Origin of the sequence: Allobosea sp. OK403, assembly GCF_900113835.1 — a bacterium.
GTDB lineage: Bacteria > Pseudomonadota > Alphaproteobacteria > Rhizobiales > Beijerinckiaceae > Allobosea.
Map to the genome: position 1 here is coordinate 181,630 of NZ_FOQV01000009.1, position 18,620 is coordinate 200,249.

An 18,620-nucleotide genomic window follows, 5' to 3' on the forward strand; every position below is an offset into this window, starting at 1 on the left:
CTCCTCAGAGCAAGTGTTCGAGGGGGCCGGACGGCAGCGTCAGCTGCAGCAGCTTCGAAAACATCAGGAAGATCGCCAGGCCCAGCACGATGCCGATGCCGAAGTCGATCGCCAGCGCCTGGCGTCCGAAGGAGCGGGCGGTGAAGGAGAACACGATCGCGGTGGCGATGATGAAGCCGCCGCCGAGCCCGATACAGGCGATCAGGCCGATCAGCCCGCCCGTCAGCCAGAGAATAGCGTTGCGATCGACCGCTTCCGGCTTGGGCAAGCCGCCGCGGAAGGCGACGAAAAGATGCGCCAGACCCAGCACGCCCAGCACGACGCTGACCACATAGGGCATCGCGTTGGGGCCTATGCCGTAATTCGAGGTGATGGTCTGCGAATAGGCGTCGCGGGCGACGACGGCAGCCGCGACGAGCAGCAGCAGCGCGACGACAAGGGCGGGCCGGTCGGCCCGGCCCGTGGTGACATCCTGGTTCATTTCGACCCTCCTGCCGTGCCGTATCGCCGGTTGATCCGACGTTCGTTCGTAAAGGGAGGGGCCGCTCGCGCGGCCCCTCCGTCAAATCGTTTCGAGAGGCTGGCTTTACTTGACCAGGCCGACATCCTTGAGCACCTTGCTGACGCGAGCGTCTTCGTCCTTCAGGAAGGTCTCGAATGCGGCGCCGCCGAGATAGGCGTCGTCCCAGCCGCGCGCCTTGAGGATCTCGGCCCATTCCTTGCTCTTGGTCATCTTCTCGACAGCGTCGGAGAGAACCTTGCGCTGCTCGGGCGTGATGCCGGCAGGCGCGACCACGGAGCGCCAGTTCAGCACTTCGAGATTGACGCCGCCTTCCTTCAGGGTCGGCGCATCCGGCGCATTCGGCAGGCGCGTGCCGGAGCTGACGCCGATTACGCGCAGCTTGCCGGCCTTGATCTGTCCCTCGAACTCGCCATAGCCGGAGATGCCGGCGGTGACGCGCCCACCGAGCATGGCGGCAAGCGCCTCGCCGCCGCCCGAGAACGGAATGTAGTTGATCTTGGTCGCATCGGCGCCGACCGCGCCGGCGAAGAGCGCCGCCATGATGTGGTCGACGCCGCCGGCCGAACCGCCGGCCCAGGTCACCTTGGCCGGATCGGCCTTGACGCGGTCTGCGAGGTCCTTGGCGTTCTTGATCGGCGAATCCGTCGGCACGACGATGACTTCGGCCTCGGCGGTGATCCGCGCGATCGGCGTGACCTGCGACAGGTTCACCGGCGACTTGTTCAGCAGGATGGCGCCGACCATGACGAAGCCGTTGACCATCAATTGCGAGCCGTCGCCCTTCGAGCCGTTGACGAACTGGGCGAGGCCGATCGTGCCGCCGGCGCCGTTGACATTGGTCACCTGCACGCTCTTGGCGATACCCGAGGCCATCATTGCCTGCTGCATCGAACGTGCCGTGCCGTCCCAGCCGCCGCCGGGCGCGGCGGGAGCCATGATCTTCAGTTCGAGCTGAGCGAAAGCGGCCGTCGACAGGCCAGCCAAGGCCACGGCAGTCACGGTGCTGCGCTTCAGAATGGATCTCAGCATGGGTTTCCTCCGCTCGCGGGTTTCCCGCAGATTTTATCTTGAACGCTCCGCAGTGACACTTTGACGCTTCCAGCGTCAATTGCAGGTGATTGCATAATCTATTGTCATTAATCATCGCGTGTGGGCTTGAGGATTGGCCTGTCGCCGCAGCATCCATCGGTGTCGAATTGGTGCTGCAAAGCCCGGAGCGCGGCGCGTCCGGACAGAATCGCCCCGGATGCGAAAAACGTGACGGATTCTAGAAGCTTAGATCACTCCTCATGCGAGAAACCGGCCTGCACTTTTTCGCGCAATGCTCTAGGCGGGCCAGCCATGATCGCGTAATCGCTTGCCGATGAGCCGATCGACCCTGTCCCCGACATCGCGAGAGCCCGCGCCGGAAGAGCCCGCGCTGCCGCGTCAGGCTGCCTTGGCCCTGAATATAGCCAGCGCACTTCTGATCATGCTCCCGCCGGTGATGTGGGCGGCCAATCGCTCCGCACCGTTGCTGCTCTCGCTTGCGGCGCTGGCGGTGCTTGCTGCCAATGCTTTGGCCGGCCGGCTGCCGGCCCGGCTGATGCAGGCGCGCGCTCTCCTGCTGCAGCCGCTGGCCTTGGCGCTCCTCGGCTTCCTGGCCTGGGCCCTGGTGACGCTGCTGTGGAGCCATCTCCCGCGCGCCGGGCTTGCCATGTATGGCGAGCTGGTCCTGTCGCTGGCGTCAGGCTTTATCGTCGCCCTGTGCTGGCCGCAGACGGCGCCCGCACGCGCCAGGCGAGCGCTGGGCTGGTCGCTGGCACTGACCGGCATCCTGGTCCTGGGCGAATTGCGCCTCGGGCCGGGCTTGCGCGACGCTCTGGGGCTTCGGAGCCAGCTCTATATCTTCAACCGGCCGCTCCTGACCTGTCTGCTCCTGCTGGCCCCGGCGCTCTACGGCCTTTGGACTGTCCCCGGGGCAGGGCGCGGCAGCCGGGCGCTTGCCGGACTCGTGGCCGTCTTCGTCACCGCCGCGATCATGGCCGGCGAGAGCGGCGCGGCCAAGTTCGGGCTGATGCTGATGGCGGCAACCTGGCTCATCGCGCTGGCCTTGCCGCGTCTGGCGCTGGCCGGCTTGGCGCTCGCCTTCGTCGCCATGATGGCGGTCGCACCTGTGCTCGGCCCGCTTGCCGACCGCGTTCTGCCGGCTGGCGTCTACGAGCAGCTTGCCCGCGCCCATGCGCGCGACCGCGTCGACATCTGGCTCAGCTTCGACGAGGCGATCAGGGCGCGCCCGCTGACCGGCTTCGGCTTCGGGACCTCGGCAGCCTTGCGCACGCATCCCGCCGCGGCTGCGGTCTCCGAGCCGCACCGCGTGCTGCTCGATGTCGGCCATCCCCATAACGCCTTCCTGCAGGTCTGGGTCGAGACCGGCCTGATCGGTGTCCTGCTGACCTCGGCTGCAGGGCTCGCATTTCTGGGGCGCCTTCGCCATATGCCGGCCCGGGCTCTCGCCCCACGCCTTGCGATTGTCGCCGCGGCGCTGGGTGTGGCCTCGGTTGGCCATGGCGCCTGGCAGGGCTGGTGGATCGCGGCTCTTGGAGCAACAGCGATCTGGTTCATGAGCATCGGGCGAAATGATGCCAGTCGAAACGATGCCAGCCGAAACGATGCGGAGACAAGCCGATGAGTGAATTCGACGTCGATCTCTTCATCATCGGGGCCGGTTCCGGCGGCACCCGGGCCGCCCGCATCGCCTCTGGCCACGGCGCCAAGGTGATGATCGCGGAAGAGGACCGCATCGGCGGCACCTGCGTCATTCGCGGCTGTGTGCCCAAGAAGCTCTTCGTCTATGCCAGTCGCTTCGCTGATGATTTCGAGGACGCCGCCGGCTTCGGCTGGAGCGTTTCCAAGCCGAGCTTCGATTGGCCGACCTTGCGCGATGCGGTGGCGAATGAAGTCACACGGCTGTCTGGCCTCTATCGCAAGGGCCTGGAGGGCGCCAAGGTCGCGATCCGCGAGGAGCGCGCCGTGGTCGAGGGCCCCCACAGCCTGCGCCTGGCCAAGAGCGGCGAGACCATCCGCGCCCGCCACATCCTGGTCGCGACCGGCGGCTATCCCGCTTTCGATCCGCCGATCCCCGGCGGCGAGCTCGGCATCTCCTCGAACGAGGTCTTCCATCTGCCGAGCCTGCCCAAGCGCATGCTGGTCATCGGTGGCGGCTATATCGCGCTCGAATTCGCCAGCCTGTTCGCGCGGCTCGGCGTCGCGGTGACGCTGCTGCATCGCGGCGACAATATCCTGCGCGGCTTCGACGAGGACATCCGCACCCGCCTGCGCGACGCGCTGGCGCATGCCGGCATCACGCTGCGGCTTGGCTGCACGGTCGATCGCCTCGAATTGCTGCCGGATGGCGCGCGCCGCGCCCATTGCGCCAAGGGCAGCCCGATCGACGCCGAGGTGGTGCTGGTTGCGACCGGCCGCCGGCCCAATACGGTCGGGCTCGGGCTGGAGACGGCAGGCGTCAAGCTCGGCCCCGTCGGCGAGATCATAGTCGATGAGAATTCCGCCTCCAGCGTGCCCTCGATCCACGCCGTCGGCGACGTTACCAATCGCGTCAACCTGACCCCTGTGGCGATCCGCGAGGGGCACGCCTTTGCGGATACGACCTTCGGCGGCAAGCCCTGGCACATGGACCACAACCTCGTGGCCTCGGCGGTCTTCACCACGCCGGAGATCGGCACGGTCGGCTTGACCGAGAACCAGGCCTTTGCCGCCGGCTATGAGCTGCGCGTCTTCGAATCGGCTTTTCGGCCGATGAAGGCGACGATCTCTGGCCGGCAGGAGCGCATCTACATGAAGCTCCTAGTCGATGCGAAGACGGACAGGATGCTCGGCGTCCACATCCTTGGCCACGATGCCGGCGAGATCATCCAGGCCGTCGCCATCGCAGTGACGATGGGCGCGACCAAGGCCGATTTCGACCGCACCATCGCGCTGCATCCCAGCGCTGCCGAAGAGCTCGTGACGATGCGGACGGCGCGGGCAGGGTAGCGCTAGAGCCGGATGATTTCAGCTGGAATCACGAGGTGATCCCAGCTGAAATCTGAATCCGTCTCTCATCTAAGAGTTAGAGCAGGATGCGAAAAACCGGTTCCCACTTTTTCGCATCCTGCTCTAGGGCAGCACGGGCACGCCGAGCGATCGGGCCGCAGTGGCCAGGTCTCGGTCGCGCGTCGCCAGTGTTGCCCCCATGCGCAGCGCCAGCTCCAGATAGGCTGCGTCATAAGTCGTCAGGCGTTGTGCGCGAGCGAGGTTTTGCGTCTCGCGCCAGGCACGGCCCGCGGTCTCCGCATCCGTGATCAGCGCCAATTGGCCGAGCAGTTCCAGGCGCTCGGAGACCGCGGCGGCGCTGAGGCGGCCCTTCCGCTCGGCCTGCAACAGGATGTTGCCGATTTCCAGCGCGAACAGGCCAGGCACGATCGCTCCGCTCTGGCGAACCCGCTCCGCGATCGCATCGCTCTCCCGGGACGCCTCGTCCTCGAAACACCATGCCAGTGCGATCGAGGCGTCGATGACGAGCGTCACCGCCGCCCCTCATCGCGCAGATCCTTCCAGGATAGCCCGCCGAGCGTCGTTCCGCCGCGCAGCGCTTTCAATCTGGCGAAGGCCTCGTCGCGGCGCAATTGATCGATATCGCCCGCGCCGGTCAGCCGCGCGATCGGTTTGCCGTGTTTGGTAATGACCACCTCCTCGCCGGCGGCGACCCGTTCGAGCAGCGCCGAGAGATGGGTCTTGGCCTCAAAAGCGCCTATCGTGACCATGGCGAATTTCCAACCTGATTTTCCAACTAGATGAAAAGATAGGTCGGTGTGGGTGTCGGGGCAAGTGCCGTGACGATAGGGCCGGCGCGGGCTTAGCGCTCGTTTGGAAACTCCTGACCCTCATCCTGAGAGCCTGGCCGGAAATAAACGCGCAATCTCAGGGGCTTCCGATCGCTTGACATCCCCGCGCCGTCATTCCGGACAAGCCGCGTCAGCGGCGCAGATCCGGAATCCATCGGAGAGCTCCAGAACTCTACGATGGATTCCGGGTCTCCGCTTCGCTGCGCCCGGAATGACGGAGCATAGCTGGTCAGGGAGGACCCATTGAAATCTTTGGCTTCATTTCGGGCCTGCCTCTGAGGAGCCATGCCTCGTGGAATGGCTCCTCAGGATGAGGACTCGAAAGACTTCCAAAGGGGCTCTAGCCCGCGCTATCCGCTGCCTGCCATCCGCTATTTGCTCAGCCCCTTCTTGGCGAGCCAGTCCTGGATCAGCTGGGCGACCTCCAGATTGTTCTTGTCGAGCATCATCATGTGGGAATTCCCCTTAATGCCCACGGTCGGGAGGTTGACGACGTCGACCGAGCCGCCGGCCGCCTTGATCTTGTCGCCGAAATCGGTTCCCGCCTTGCGGATCGCCGGCCAGCGCGCATCCTGCTCGACATTATCGCCATAGACCATCAGCACGGGAATGTTCTTCAGGAGATCGGCCTTGGCTGGATCGCCCAGGCCCGCCGGCTCGACCGCGATCAGCGCCTTGACCTTGTCGGGGCGCGCCTGCGCTACCTTGAAGCCGAACTGCCCGGCCTGGCTGTGGAAGGCGATCACGCAGGGGCAGACCTTGTCGACCTCGGCGATATAGGCGTCGATGATCATCTGGTCGGTGGAGGTCCAGCGCGGCACGATCTGCTTGACGAAATTGTCGTAGCCATCGGCCGGGAACTGGCTCCCTGCGAGATATTTCCGCTTGGCGGGATCGGCATTGTAGCTGCCCGCGCCGTCGCCGATGCGGAAGCGCTCGAACGGGTTTGCCGTGGTCAGGAAGACCGGCTCGCCTGGAATGACATCAGGATACATCGCCCAGCCCGAGCGGCCGCGCTCGACCGCATCGGAGTTGTAGACCGCCCAGCCCTTGCGCAGGAAGAACTCCAGCCAGCCCTGCCGCCCGTCCGGCGTCGTCTCGTAATTGACGCCGGTCATGCCGCCGCCATGCCAGAGCAGGAGCGGGGCCGCGCCGCGCTCGTTCTGCGGCAGGAAATACTGCACATACATCTGGCCGGTCTGGTAGGTGCCGTTGGGATCGACCTTGGCCGGAACGCCGTCGGGCGTGAACGTCACCTCCTTGACCGGCCGGCCTGAAATCTCGACCAGCTTGCCGCCGACATGGAACGAACCCATGCCGCGCAGCGAGAGGGGGTCTTCGGCTAAGACGCTGCAGGTCGCGGCTAGCACCAGCGCCGCAGCGGCGGCGAGTGAACGAAACGGCATTGGGGGCGTCCTCCTTGGCGCGTTGATCTTTGCACCTTGGCGGCGATGCTAGGGAGCGATCGTCGTCACCACAAGGCAGGCGCCAATAGGTGGTGAAGGGCTGGCGGCGCAGGCCAGGCGACGCCACATCGACCTGCTGACGCAACGGCTGTTTTGGATTATAGAATGGCGCTGCCGAATTCTAGAAAGGAGATGCTGCCATGGGGTTGAGCATCAAAAACGAGGCCGTCGAGACGCTGGCGCGCGATCTGGCTCGCCGTCATGGCACGGGCGTGACCGAAATCATCCGCTTGGCGCTGGTGGAAAAGGCCGAACGCGACGGTCCAGAAAAGACGCTTTGGGAGAAGCTGGCTCCGATTCATGAAGAGTTGAGAAAGGCCGGTAAAACGGGGCTGGTGGCCGACCGCGCGTTTTATGATGAGTTGAACGGCGAGTCCGAGCGGCTGTGATCGTTGTCGACGCCTCGGCGATCGCCGCGATCCTGGGACGAGAGAGCGACGGCGAGCTGCTCGCGCAGAGGCTGGAGAATTGGCCGCATGGGCCTGGATTGCGGTATGCCTCAACCGTTACACTCTGGGAGGCTGCCTCTGCCGTTGCGCGTCTCCACCGGGTGAGCCGCGACCGTGCTTTCGAACTGGTCACGATTTTCTGTGAGTTGACGATGGTGACGCCGATCGCGCCCGACGTCGAGATCACGGCGGGGGCCGTGGCTGCGGCCGAGCGTTACGGCCTCGGCGGCGGCCGCCCAGGCATCCTCAATCTCGGCGATTGCTTCTCCTACGCGACAGCCAGGCATCTTAAGGCGCGGTTGCTGTTCAAGGGCGACGATTTCAGCCGAACCGACATCGAGGCCGCTTGAGCGGCAGGTGTCCTTCTTCTTGAGCGGCAGGTGTCCTTCTTCCGGCAGCTTCGGACGATTCAAACTCTGATGTTGTTGAATCGCCATCTCAACGACTTGAATCGGCGTCTCAATGGCCGGATTCAGCATGCGAGCCGAACGCGCCATCACGTTGCGATGATTCATGGTTTTGCTTTTTGTCGGCGGGGCCGTCTTTTTCGGCCGGAGGGTCGTCTTGGCCTTTCCCGGCGATGTCGCTTCGCCATGGTGGTCAGCCCGCGATGATGGGTGTATAGGCCCCGCTTCGCGCTGAGATGAGGTTAACAGCCGCGCGATCGCAAGCAGGAGCAAGACAAATGTCGGAGCGTTGGACGCCCGAGAGCTGGAGGGCCAAGCCCGTTCAGCAGATGCCGGACTATCCGGATCAGGCAGCCTTGAAGGCGGTTGAGCAGCAGCTCGCCGGCTTTCCGCCGCTCGTTTTTGCGGGTGAGGCGCGCAAGTTGAAGAAGGCTCTCGCGAAAGTCGCAAGCGGTGAGGCCTTCCTGCTCCAGGGCGGAGATTGTGCGGAGAGCTTCGCCGAGCACTCCGCCGACAACATTCGCGATTTCTTCCGGCTCTTCCTGCAGATGGCGGTGGTGCTGACCTTCGCCGGCGGTTCGCCGGTGGTGAAGGTCGGCCGCGTCGCCGGCCAGTTCGCCAAGCCGCGTTCGGCTGGAACGGAGACGATCGGCGGCGTCGAACTGCCGAGCTATAAGGGCGATATCGTCAACGACATCGAGTTCACGCCGGAGGCGCGCATTCCCGATCCGCGCCGCCAGCTCGAGGCTTATCGCCAGTCTGCGGCGACGCTGAACCTGATCCGCGCCTTCGCGACCGGCGGCTACGCCAATCTCGACAATGCGCATCGCTGGATGCTCGGCTTCGTCAAGGATGCGCCGGCCTCGTCCCGCTACAACGAGGTGGCCGAGCGCATTACCGAGTCGCTCGACTTCATGCGCGCCATCGGCATCGATCCCGAGACGCATCCCGAGATGCGCACGACGGATTTCTACACCAGCCATGAGGCGCTGCTGCTCGGCTACGAGCAGGCGATGACCCGCGTCGATTCCACCACCGGCGACTGGTACGACACGTCGGGCCACATGGTCTGGATCGGCGACCGCACGCGCCAGCTCGACCATGCTCATGTCGAGTTCTTCCGCGGCATCCGCAATCCGATCGGCCTGAAATGCGGGCCCTCCACGACCGTCGACGGCTTGCTGAAGCTGATCGATGTCCTGGATCCGCAGAACCAGCCCGGCCGCCTGACGCTGATCGCCCGCTTCGGCGCCGACAAGGTCTTTGACAACCTGCCGGCCCTGGTGCGCGCCACCAAGCGGGAAGGGCGCAATGTCGTCTGGTCTTGCGACCCGATGCACGGCAACACGGTCAAGGCGGCGAGCGGCTACAAGACGCGGCCCTTCGACCTGATCCTGACCGAGGTGAAGAACTTCTTCGCCGTCCACCAGGCCGAAGGCACCCATGCCGGTGGCCTGCATCTGGAGATGACCGGCAAGAACGTCACCGAATGCACCGGCGGCGCGCGCGGCATGACCGATGCCGACCTCAACGACCGCTACCACACGGTCTGCGACCCGCGCCTCAACGCCGAGCAGGCGCTGGAGCTCGCCTTCCTCGTCGCCGAGCTGGTCAAGCGCGAGCGCTCGGGCCGGGTGCGTCCGGAGGTCGAGGCGGCCGAGTAAAGATCGCTTCAAGCGTCGTCAAAAAGCAAAAGGGCCGGGCGAAAGCCCGGCCCTTTTCGTTGATAGCCCTGCAGCGAGCGTCAGAACTTCAAGCCGGCCGCGACGCGGGCCGTATTGATCGTCGTCGTGGTGCCTTCGACGTCGGCGAAGCGGATCAACTGATACTCGGCCCGAACGAAAAGATTCTCGGTGAGCGCCATGTCGATGCCGCCGCCGATAGTCAGGCCGAAGCCGTAGACATTGTTCTTGGTCGCGCCTACGCGGAGCGGGTAGCCGCTGGCGACGACGTTGTTCTCAATCGCGCCCGTGACGGCGTTGGTCCGGGTAAAGCGCCAGGTCGCGTCAATGGTCGATGTCGTATCGAAGCGGCCTACAGCGCCGCCGATCGTGGCAAATGGCATGATTCGCCCGTAGGCCCAGCCCATGCGCAGCCGCGCTGTCGCATAGTCGTGGAGCTTGGCGCCCTGGTTTGTCGTCATTGACCAGTTGTTGATCGTTCCGTCCGAAGTGGTCGTTTGCCGGGCGATGAAATCGCTCTCCGAGTAGCTGTGACCCGATCTGGTATAGTCTGCTTCCAGACCAAGGATCGCGTCACCAAAAGCGAAATTGTAGCCCGTGAAACCGAAAAATGTCGCCCCGCTATCGCGTTTCTCCGGCAGGTTGCTGACAAAGGAACCCATATCGTTTTCTGCGCCGAGATTGGTGTTCCGATAAGCGTAGCGTGCAAGGTCTTGTAGCCCGTTCCCTGGCTTGAAGTTGGTATCGGATACACCGGCGCCACCACCGAAGTAGAAGCCCGACCAATTGAAGGTGCCGGAGTCGAAATCTCGCGGCGGCGCGTCCTCGGTCTGCTGCGACCCGCGCAGGACCGGGTAATCCGCGGCCGAAGCGGCCCGGTCCACGACCAGAACGAAGCCGGCTGCTGCGACGCCGGTGAGGATAAGGGAGCGGATGCGCATGAAGTTTCTCCAAGCCGGTCGACCATCGTCACTGCCCGACACCCTGCTATTCATGCCCGATTAACCCTAACGGGCAGTTAAGCTCGCGCCACACGCATTGCTGGCTTTGGGCCGCCGCGCTACAGGCAAAGTCATGACTGCGACCTCCCTTCGTCTTGCGCTCGCGCAATTCAACCCGACCATCGGCGACATCTGCGGCAATGCCGACAAGGTCCGCGCCGCCCGCCGCATTGCAAGCGATGCCGGCGCCGAGCTCCTGATGCTGCCGGAGCTCTCCCTCTGCGGCTATCCGCCGGAGGATCTGGTGCTGAAGCCGGCCTTCCAGGATGCCTGCCGCAAGGCCTGCGAGGCGCTTGCGCGCGAGACCGGGGATGGCGGTCCCGCCGTGCTCCTGGGCCTGCCCTGGACTGAGGGCGGCAAGCTCTACAACGCCTATGCGTTGCTCGATGGCGGCCTGATCCAATCGGTGCGCTTCAAAGTGGCGCTGCCCGATTACGGCACCTTCGACGATTCCCGCGTGTTTTCGCCCGGCCCGTTGCCCGGGCCGGTGGTGTTCCGCGACAAGGTTCGGCTGGGCCTGCCGATCTGCGAGGATATCTGGAGCGAGGAGGTGGTCGAGTGCCTGGCCGAGACCGGGGCCGAGATCCTACTCGCGCCCAATGGCTCGCCCTATCGCCGCGATGTCGGCGACGAACGCATGAATGTTACGGTCGCGCGCGTGGTCGAATCCGGCCTGCCGCTGGTCTATCTCAACCAGCTCGGCGGCCAGGACGAGCTCGTCTTCGACGGCGCCTCCTTCGTGCTCGCGGCTGACAGGACGCTGGCGCACCAATTGCCCGCCTTCCGCGAGGCGCTCGTCGTTACCGACTGGGCGCGCGAGGCCGGGCAATGGCGCGTCCAGTCGGGCGAGATCGCGGCGATCGAGAGCGGCGACGAGGCGGATTACGCCGCTTGCGTGCTGGGCCTGCGCGATTATGTCGGCAAGACCGGGTTCAGCGGCGTCGTGCTCGGCCTCTCCGGTGGCCTCGACTCAGCGCTTTGCGCCGCGATCGCCGTCGATGCGCTCGGGCCCGAACGCGTCACCTGCGTGATGATGCCCTCCCGCTTCACCGCGCAGCAGAGCCTGGACGATGCCAAGGCCTGCGCGAAGGCGCTGGGCGTGCGCTACGAGACATTGCCGATCGCGGCGCCGCTCGAAGGCTTCGAGGCGGCTTTGGCCGGGCTCTTTGCGGGCACGCGGCAAGACGTCACCGAGGAAAACCTGCAGAGCCGCACGCGCGGCACGCTCCTGATGGCGCTCTCCAACAAATTCGGCTGGATGCTCGTGACGACCGGCAACAAATCCGAGATGTCCTGCGGCTACGCCACGCTCTATGGCGATATGAATGGCGGCTTCAACCCGATCAAGGACGTCTACAAGACGCAAGCCTTCCGCCTTGCGCAGCTGCGCAACCAATGGAAGCCGGCGGGCGCGCTTGGCCCTGATGGCGTCGTCATTCCCGAGAGCATCATGGCCCGGCCGCCCAGCGCCGAATTGCGCGAGGGCCAGACCGACCAGGATGCGCTGCCGCCCTATGAGGTGCTCGACGCCATCCTCGCCTGCCTGATCGAGCGCGAGATGCGCGTCGCCGACATCGTCGCGCTCGGCCATGAGCGTGAAACCGTCCTGGCGGTCGAGCGCCTGCTGCATCGCGCCGAATACAAACGCCGCCAGGCCGCGCCGGGCGTGAAGGTCACGGGCCGCAATCTCGGCCGCGATCGCCGCTACCCGATCGTCAACGCTTTCAGCGATCCGGGCGAGGGCGCCTACGAGCCTGACGCGACGCTGGCGAAGGGCGTGGGCCGGGGGGGCGGGGAGAGTTTCGACTTCTGATTCTCTTCGGCCATTGTCCAGGTCCTATCCTGCCGCAGACCTCATCCTGAGAGCTGAGTCTGAGATGAACCCAATAAATTCAATGGCTCTGCTTTGATCATCTACGCGGCTTCGCCGCTTGTCCGGAATGACGGCGTGGGTGTGGCCAGCGGACTCCGGGAAGCGATTGTCCCACAGCGGCAAACGCGCCATAAGCCGCGCATGACTTCTCCGCTCGTCCGCACCGCACCGTCTCCGACCGGCTTCCTGCATATCGGCAATGTCCGGTCGATCATGTTCAACTGGCTGTTTGCGCGCCGCTATAGTGGGCGCTTCCTGCTGCGCTATGACGATACCGATGTGGCGCGTTCGAAGCCGGAATTCGCTGATGCGATCGCGGAAGACCTGGCCTGGCTCGGTGTCGTGCCCGACTTTGTCATCAGGCAGTCGGATCGCTTGGCGATCTATGACGCGGCGGCCGCCCGCCTGCGCGAAGCCGGCCGGCTCTATCCCTGCTACGAGACCGCCGACGAGCTCGACCGCCGCCGCAAGCGCCAGCTCGCGCGCGGCCTGCCGCCGGTCTATGACCGCGCCGCGCTGAAACTGACGGCCGAGGACAGGGCGCAGCTCGAAGCTGAGGGCCGCAAGCCGCACTGGCGCTTCCTGCTCGAGCCGCGCATCGTCGCCTGGAACGACCTCGTTCGGGGCGAGGCCCATGTCGATTGCGCCTCGCTGTCGGACCAGGTGCTGATCCGCGAGGATGGCAGCTATCTCTATCATCTGCCTTCCGTCGTCGACGATGCCGAGACCGGCGTGACCCATGTCATTCGTGGCGAGGACCACGTCACCAATACGGCGGTGCAGATCCAGATTTTCGAGGCGCTGGGCGCGCCCCTGCCGCTCTTCGGCCACCACAATCTGCTGACGACGGCGAGCGGGGAGGGGCTGTCGAAGCGGCTCGGCCATCTCTCGCTGCGCGGCCTGCGCGAGAACGGCGTCGAGGCCCTGGCCGTCGCGGCGCTCGCCGTGCTCGTCGGCTCCTCGGATGCGGTCAGGCCCGTCGCGAGTCTCGATGAGCTCGCAGGCCTCGTCGATCTCGCCCATATCTCGCGCGCCCCGGCCAAGTTCGACGAGCATGAGCTGGAGGCGCTGAGCGCCCGCACGCTCCACCAGCTGCCTTATGACACTGTGGCCGAGAGGCTGGCGGCACTGGGCGTGCCGGCGAGTGAACCGTTCTGGCTCGCCGTGCGCGGCAATCTCGGCAAGCTCGATGATGTGAAGGGCTGGTGGCAGGTCGTCGAGGGGCCGCTGCAGCCGGTCGTCACCGACCCCGTTTTCGCCGCAGCGGCGGCTTCCGTGCTGCCGGCCGAGCCTTTCGACGCGACGACCTGGAAGAGCTGGACGCAGGCCGTGGGGGCCGCGACCGGCGCCAAGGGCAAGGCCCTGTTCATGCCGCTGCGCCTGGCCCTGACCGGGCTGGAGCACGGCCCGGAGCTGGCGGCACTGCTGCCGCTGATCGGGCGGGAGAAGGCGCTGAAGCGGCTGGCCGGCGAGGCGGCCTGAGCCAAGCCGTCATTGCGAGAAGCGAAGCGACGAAGCAATCCAGGGAGCGTAGAGTTCTGCCGCTCCTGGATTGCTTCGCTTCGCTCGCAATGACGTTTGCGGGAGGCCTCGCCTTCAATCGTGCCGGTGCATCGCCGAGCTGTGCTTGGTGTCGCGCATCGTCGTGTAGACCAGCAGCGACAGGAAGATCACGCCGGCGAGATAGTAATAGAACCACTGCTCGTGGCCGAGCGTCTTGAACCAGAGCGCGATCGCCGGAGCCGTGCCGCCGAAGATCGAGACTGTCAGCGCATAGGGCACAGCGACGCCCGTCGCGCGGATCGAGGTCGGGAACAATTCGGCCTTCACCACGGCGTTGATCGAGGTGTAGCCGGCGACGAAGACCCAGGCGCCGGAAATCAGCAGGAAGGCGATCCAGGGCGATTTCGTGCCGGCGAGCGCGGTCAGGATCGGCACCGTCAGCAAGGTGCCGGCGACGCCGAAGAAGATCAGCATCGGCTTGCGGCCGATCCGGTCCGAGATCGCGCCATAGATCGGCTGCAGGGCGGCAGCAAAGATCAGGGAGCCGGCGATGACATAGGTCGTGGTCAGGTCGCTGAGGCCCACGGTCTGCTTCACGAAGGTCTGCATATAGGTGGTGAAGGTGTAGAAGGCGGCGGTGCCGCCGGCGGTGAGGCCGACCACGATCGCGATCTCGCGCGGATAGCGCATCAGCCCGCGGATCGAGCTTTCGCGCTTCTTGCCCTTCAGCGCCTCGAAGCTTTCGGTCTCGTGCATGTGGCGGCGCATCAGCATGGCGATGATGGCAAGCGCAGCGCCGATGACGAAGGGGATGCGCCAGCCCCAGGCGACGAGCTGCTCATGCGTCAGGAAGACGTTCTGCAGCAGCAGCAGCACGAGGATCGCGGTGAGCTGCCCGCCGATCAGCGTGACGTATTGGAAGCTCGAATAGAAACCGCGATGCTCGGGGTCGGCGACCTCGGTGAGATAGGTCGCGCTGGCGCCGTATTCGCCGCCGAGGCTCAAGCCCTCGACGATGCGGGCGAAGGCAAGCAATGCAGGCGCGGCGAAGCCGATCGAGGCATAGGTCGGCGTCACCGCGATGATCAATGAGCCAAAGCACATCAGCACGACCGAGATGGTCAGCGAGAGCCGGCGGCCATAGCGGTCGGCGAGATGGCCGAACAGCCAGCCGCCGATCGGGCGCACGATGAAGCCCGCCGCGAACAGGGTCGCGGCGTTGAGCTGCTGGACGACCGGGTCGCTGGACGGGAAGAAATGCGGCGCGAAATACAGCGCGAAGGCCGTATAGGCGTAGAAGTCGTACCATTCGACGAGATTGCCGACCGAGCCCATGAAGATCGCCTTCAGGCGGCGTTTGGCGTCGTTGAATTCGATCGGATGGGGATGGGCGGGAATAGCGTCGTCAGACATCGCGGCCTCTGGATCTTTGGGGGACGGAGGCGGCCCCGCGCCGTCGGGAGACGGGCGCGTCATTCTGCGGCCAGGCGGCGTCCCCTTATGAGGGGTCGCCCTTTAATGCGCGCTGGCTGGTCATGCGTCCAGTGCCGGGTTGCCCGGTTGGCGGCGTAGCCTCATGGTTCCTGTGCATGAATCCATGCGGAAGCGGCTCGATCATGTCGCATTCCAACGGCTTCATCCGAAGGCGACAGGCTCGACTCCAAGAGCAATGCTCTATTGTCGCGTCGCCGAGGGGCCGAGATTGGGCGCAAGGTTCGGCGCAATGATCCGCACCGTGCGCTTCTCGCCGGTGACGCTCTTCGTCTCGCTCTTCACTCCGTCGCCCTTGTCGAGAACCTTCTCGCCGATCGTGTCAGGCCCGACGCCGGCCGATTCCATGCCCGCCGTCGGCGAGTTCTCGGAGGGCAGCGGCTTCTCGTCGGGGACATCGGGAACGGCGGCCGGCTGCACGGTCGCAGGCGTCGCGCCCCGGCGCTTGGGATCGACCCTGGGGCGCGACAATTCGGCCGCGCGCTGTTCGGTGACGATGATGTCGCCCTTGCGTTTGTCGAGCAGGTATTCGGCATCCTTCAGGGCTTGTACCCAGCTCTGGCCCTGGCCCCGGCAGGTGCAGGCGGCGTCAAAACTGCGTTGGTATTTTCCGGCGTTCGGCAGCGAGGTGTAGGGCTGGCCGGTGCTGCGGGAGACGGAGTTCTGGATGTCGCCGCCACCCGTCATGCCGAAGGCGGTGGTTTCCGAGCCCGGGCACAGGGCCTGGCACATCTCGTCGGCGTTGCCGGCATTATTGGCGAGCGGGAAGAAGAAACCGTCGCAGCTGCGCACGCAGACGGTGTAGGCGCCGCCCATGCGCGGCTTCTCGGGCTCCTGCGGCGGTTGATCGGGCTGGAGCTCCGGCAGTGTCGTGTCGATCTCGCCCCGGCGCGGTTCGATCCCGAAGATCGTCTCGAAGAAGCCGCGCTGCTGTTGCTGTGGGCGGCAGTTATTGTCGATCGCAGCAGTGAGCTGGGCGCGGCGCTGCTCGACGCCACCGCCCTCCGCCTGGCGCTGAGCCGCGCCATATTGCGCCTGCAACTGGCCGATCTGCGAGCGCAGCAGGCCGCATTGCGGCGGCGGCCCCTCGCCGAAGAAGGAGAAGCTGCGGTCGCAGCCCATGCTGCGGTACTGGCTGGTCACCTGCGCAAGCTGCGCCCCGGCGCGCTGGGCGGCCTGGGCTGCGCGCGGATCGCCACCGCGCTGGCCCTGCAGGCTGGCGAGCTCGGAGCGCCAGGCATTGCAAGCCGGCGATTGCGCAAAAGCCGCGCCACCCAGGCTCGCCAGCGCCACCAGCGCGGCGCCGAAGCGTCGGAAAAACGGAACTGTCATCGCGGGTCGGGCCACATCACCTGTTTTGCTGGTCCAGGCGCTTGCCGCGCCGATTGCTCACGCGCGAGAACACCTGCCAAACGCGACGGAACTAAGGACGGCGCCTGCGGCGACCTAGAGCAGGATGCGAAAAAGTGGGAACCGGTTTTTCGCATCGATCCTGCTCTAACGTTTTAATCAGAGACGGATTCAGATTTCAGTTGGGATCACTTCGTGATTCCATCTGAAATCATCCGGCTCTGGCGCGGATTCGCTGGGAGCCGCAGCTGCACCCGCATGCCATATTTGCCCCTAGGCGGCAATTAGGTCTCGTCGCCGCGATAGCCGCCGGCGAGATGGCGGCCACGTTCGGTCAGGGTCGAGAGCACGCGCTCGAACACCTTCAATTCTTCGGGAGCGATGCCTTCCGTCCAACGCGCCTGCAAGGCGAGCGCCAGCGGCACGATCTGGCCGTAGATTCGCACGCCCGCCGCGGTCAGCGCCACGAAGGATTCGCGCCGATCCTGCCGGTTCTCGGCGCGCGAGACCAGGCCGCGCTTCTCCAGCTCGGTGACGGCGCGCGAGACCTTGGTCTTGTGCATCTCGGCGAGCTCGCCGATGTCGCGCGAGGTCAGCTTGCCGAACTCGCCGAGCTGCGCGATGACCCGCCATTGCGGGATGTCGATGCCGAAATGCGCGCCGATGATCCGCCCGAGCGCCCGGCTGCCGAGCAGGCCGACGACATTCAGCCGGTAGGGCAGGAATTGCTCCAGCCGGAGCAGGGGAGGTTGGGCCGCAGATTCGAGCGGAGATGGCTTCGTCGGCATGGAGTTCACTTGTAAGCGATCGGGACAACAGGAAGGTGGTGCGTCGCAGCGATCATTTCGCAACTGGGCTGCTTGTCAAAGCCACAGTTGCGGATGGGGGCGGCCAAGCGCGCGGAGTGGTGATGCTTTATCCGTTCGGGAGGCTTGCAGCTTTGCAGCTCCCGTCGTTGACTTGCGTTCCGATCTTCTCGTGGAGCGCATCGTGGTGACGCGAGCGAAAGCATCAGCCCGGCCACGGCATCGCGGCCTCCCGGCCGTCGCGCGTCCCCTGCCTCGCAAGCCGGGGAAGCCTCTCGACGCAGCGCAGATGATGCAGCGCTGGGCCCGCCATTGGCTGCGCAGCTGCCGCGACATGCCCAAGCATGCGCTTCGCCTGATCAACGACGCGCAGGCCGAGCCCGAGAAACAGGTCCATGCGTTCCGCCGCCTGATGAAGGCATGGCGCTCGCTGTTGAAGCTCGCGCCGGACTCGCTGGCCGAGGAGGCCAGGATGATGCGCGCCGAGATCAGGGCGCTGCGCCGGGATTTCGGCGCCGCACGCGATGCCGTCGTCCTGGCCAGGACCCTCGAGGGCGCGCTGGGAAAGCGCCTCTTCGAGCGTCTGCCGAAGCCGGAGGGTGAAGCCGGGTCGCCGCCTGCGCCGTCCGATCTGCGGCAGCGACTGGACGCTGCTCGCATCAAGCTGGGCCGGCTCTCCGTCGAGATGGCGCGCTGGTCGGTGGCGGGGGAGGGCGGCGCCTTTCTGCTGAAGGGCTTCGAACGCTCCTGTCGCAAAACGCGTCGGCGGCTGCATCGCGATCCGCTCCGGATGAGTTTGAAGCGCCTGCACGCGTCGCGGACAGCGATTGTCGATCTCGGCTATCAGCTCCAGTTCTTTCGCCCGGCCGAGGCGGCGGAGTTTGCGCTGCGGGGCAAGCTGGCAGAGCGCCTGCGTTCGCAGCTTGGCGCTGTCGTCGATCTCGATCTGGCCCAAAGACATCTGATCACGCTGATGCCGGCCGGGCACAGGGCCAAGGCTGAGTACAAGAGGGCTGGGCACAAGAAGGCCGAGCACAGAATCGCCCGGCGCATTGTCAAGCAGCGCGGGAAGGCGGCGCGGCTGGCGCGCCGATTGCTTGACGAACGGCCCAAGACCCTGCGCATCCGCCTGGGCGAGATGATGGCGCTCCGGGAGCCGCGCCGGGTCAAGCTGAGCTGACCC

General features: G+C 65.6%; 17 protein-coding genes. 7 read left to right on the top strand and 10 right to left on the bottom strand.

Translation table 11 applies throughout. The annotated features are described in order from the left end of the window. Positions 1-4 precede the first annotated feature (4 nt). Positions 5-481 (bottom strand): tripartite tricarboxylate transporter TctB family protein, encoded by a 477-nt coding sequence (locus BMZ97_RS24175; protein ID WP_092175834.1) that lies wholly within the window; start codon positions 479-481, stop codon positions 5-7. A 105-nt stretch (positions 482-586) separates the two neighbouring features. Further along, positions 587-1,552, bottom strand: a complete 966-nt coding sequence (locus BMZ97_RS24180; protein ID WP_092175837.1) for a Bug family tripartite tricarboxylate transporter substrate binding protein — start codon at positions 1,550-1,552, stop codon at positions 587-589. Positions 1,553-1,961: 409 nt separating this feature from the next. Between BMZ97_RS24180 and BMZ97_RS24185 the strand changes: the two genes are divergently transcribed. Both BMZ97_RS24185 and gor read left to right on the top strand, forming a co-directional pair. Further along, a complete protein-coding gene (locus BMZ97_RS24185; RefSeq protein ID WP_175525714.1) occupies positions 1,962-3,194 on the top strand; it encodes an O-antigen ligase family protein in 1,233 nt (410 codons plus the stop codon). Then, the gene (gene gor, locus BMZ97_RS24190; protein ID WP_092175842.1) at positions 3,191-4,558 is read left to right on the top strand and encodes a glutathione-disulfide reductase; all 1,368 of its coding nucleotides are present in this window, start codon (positions 3,191-3,193) and stop codon (positions 4,556-4,558) included. Before BMZ97_RS24185 ends, gor begins: the two co-directional genes overlap by 4 nt. Positions 4,559-4,681: 123 nt before the next feature. On the opposite strand, the gene BMZ97_RS24195 is transcribed toward gor, so the two are convergent. The 3 genes from BMZ97_RS24195 to BMZ97_RS24205 all read right to left on the bottom strand — a co-directional run bounded on the left by BMZ97_RS24195 (position 4,682) and on the right by BMZ97_RS24205 (position 6,815). Further along, positions 4,682-5,092 carry a type II toxin-antitoxin system VapC family toxin gene (locus tag BMZ97_RS24195; RefSeq protein WP_092175845.1) on the bottom strand — a complete coding sequence of 137 codons (411 nt, stop codon included), beginning with the start codon at positions 5,090-5,092 and terminating at the stop codon, positions 4,682-4,684. Beyond that, complete coding sequence (locus BMZ97_RS24200) at positions 5,089-5,328, bottom strand: type II toxin-antitoxin system Phd/YefM family antitoxin (RefSeq protein WP_092175847.1); 240 nt, start codon at positions 5,326-5,328, stop codon at positions 5,089-5,091. The genes BMZ97_RS24195 and BMZ97_RS24200 overlap by 4 nt, the downstream gene beginning before the upstream one ends. A gap of 452 nt (positions 5,329-5,780) precedes the next feature. Further along, entirely contained in the window at positions 5,781-6,815 is a 1,035-nt protein-coding gene (locus BMZ97_RS24205) for an alpha/beta hydrolase (protein ID WP_092175850.1), read from the bottom strand. 200 nt (positions 6,816-7,015) lie between these two features. Here BMZ97_RS24205 and BMZ97_RS24210 point away from each other — a divergent pair, with 200 nt between their 5' ends. Then, the gene (locus tag BMZ97_RS24210; RefSeq protein WP_092175852.1) at positions 7,016-7,264 is read left to right on the top strand and encodes a type II toxin-antitoxin system VapB family antitoxin; all 249 of its coding nucleotides are present in this window, start codon (positions 7,016-7,018) and stop codon (positions 7,262-7,264) included. A 110-nt stretch (positions 7,265-7,374) separates the two neighbouring features. Here the strand turns inward: BMZ97_RS24210 and BMZ97_RS31645 are convergent, their stop codons facing one another. Further along, entirely contained in the window at positions 7,375-7,839 is a 465-nt protein-coding gene (locus tag BMZ97_RS31645; protein ID WP_244546576.1) for a hypothetical protein, read from the bottom strand. A 170-nt stretch (positions 7,840-8,009) separates the two neighbouring features. Between BMZ97_RS31645 and BMZ97_RS24220 the strand changes: the two genes are divergently transcribed. Beyond that, on the top strand, positions 8,010-9,395 hold the full coding sequence (locus BMZ97_RS24220) for a class II 3-deoxy-7-phosphoheptulonate synthase (protein WP_092175858.1): 1,386 nt from the start codon (positions 8,010-8,012) through the stop codon (positions 9,393-9,395). A gap of 80 nt (positions 9,396-9,475) precedes the next feature. Here the strand turns inward: BMZ97_RS24220 and BMZ97_RS24225 are convergent, their stop codons facing one another. Further along, entirely contained in the window at positions 9,476-10,354 is an 879-nt protein-coding gene (locus BMZ97_RS24225) for an outer membrane protein (protein WP_175525715.1), read from the bottom strand. Between the two features lie 133 nt (positions 10,355-10,487). Between BMZ97_RS24225 and BMZ97_RS24230 the strand changes: the two genes are divergently transcribed. Continuing rightward, positions 10,488-12,227 carry an NAD+ synthase gene (locus BMZ97_RS24230; RefSeq protein WP_092175863.1) on the top strand — a complete coding sequence of 580 codons (1,740 nt, stop codon included), beginning with the start codon at positions 10,488-10,490 and terminating at the stop codon, positions 12,225-12,227. 201 nt (positions 12,228-12,428) lie between these two features. Next, entirely contained in the window at positions 12,429-13,769 is a 1,341-nt protein-coding gene (gene gltX, locus BMZ97_RS24235) for a glutamate--tRNA ligase (RefSeq protein WP_092176013.1), read from the top strand. A gap of 114 nt (positions 13,770-13,883) precedes the next feature. Here the strand turns inward: gltX and BMZ97_RS24240 are convergent, their stop codons facing one another. From BMZ97_RS24240 to BMZ97_RS24250, 3 genes are all read right to left on the bottom strand, one after another. Beyond that, positions 13,884-15,203: an MFS transporter gene (locus tag BMZ97_RS24240; protein WP_092175866.1), complete on the bottom strand. Its 1,320-nt coding sequence runs from the start codon at positions 15,201-15,203 to the stop codon at positions 13,884-13,886. A 261-nt stretch (positions 15,204-15,464) separates the two neighbouring features. After that, on the bottom strand, positions 15,465-16,613 hold the full coding sequence (locus tag BMZ97_RS24245) for a DUF2865 domain-containing protein (protein ID WP_092175868.1): 1,149 nt from the start codon (positions 16,611-16,613) through the stop codon (positions 15,465-15,467). Between the two features lie 302 nt (positions 16,614-16,915). After that, positions 16,916-17,419, bottom strand: a complete 504-nt coding sequence (locus BMZ97_RS24250; RefSeq protein ID WP_092175871.1) for a MarR family winged helix-turn-helix transcriptional regulator — start codon at positions 17,417-17,419, stop codon at positions 16,916-16,918. A 310-nt stretch (positions 17,420-17,729) separates the two neighbouring features. On the opposite strand from BMZ97_RS24250, the gene BMZ97_RS24255 reads away from it, so the two are divergent. Then, the gene (locus BMZ97_RS24255) at positions 17,730-18,617 is read left to right on the top strand and encodes a CHAD domain-containing protein (RefSeq protein WP_175525716.1); all 888 of its coding nucleotides are present in this window, start codon (positions 17,730-17,732) and stop codon (positions 18,615-18,617) included. The last annotated feature ends 3 nt before the right edge of the window (positions 18,618-18,620 follow it).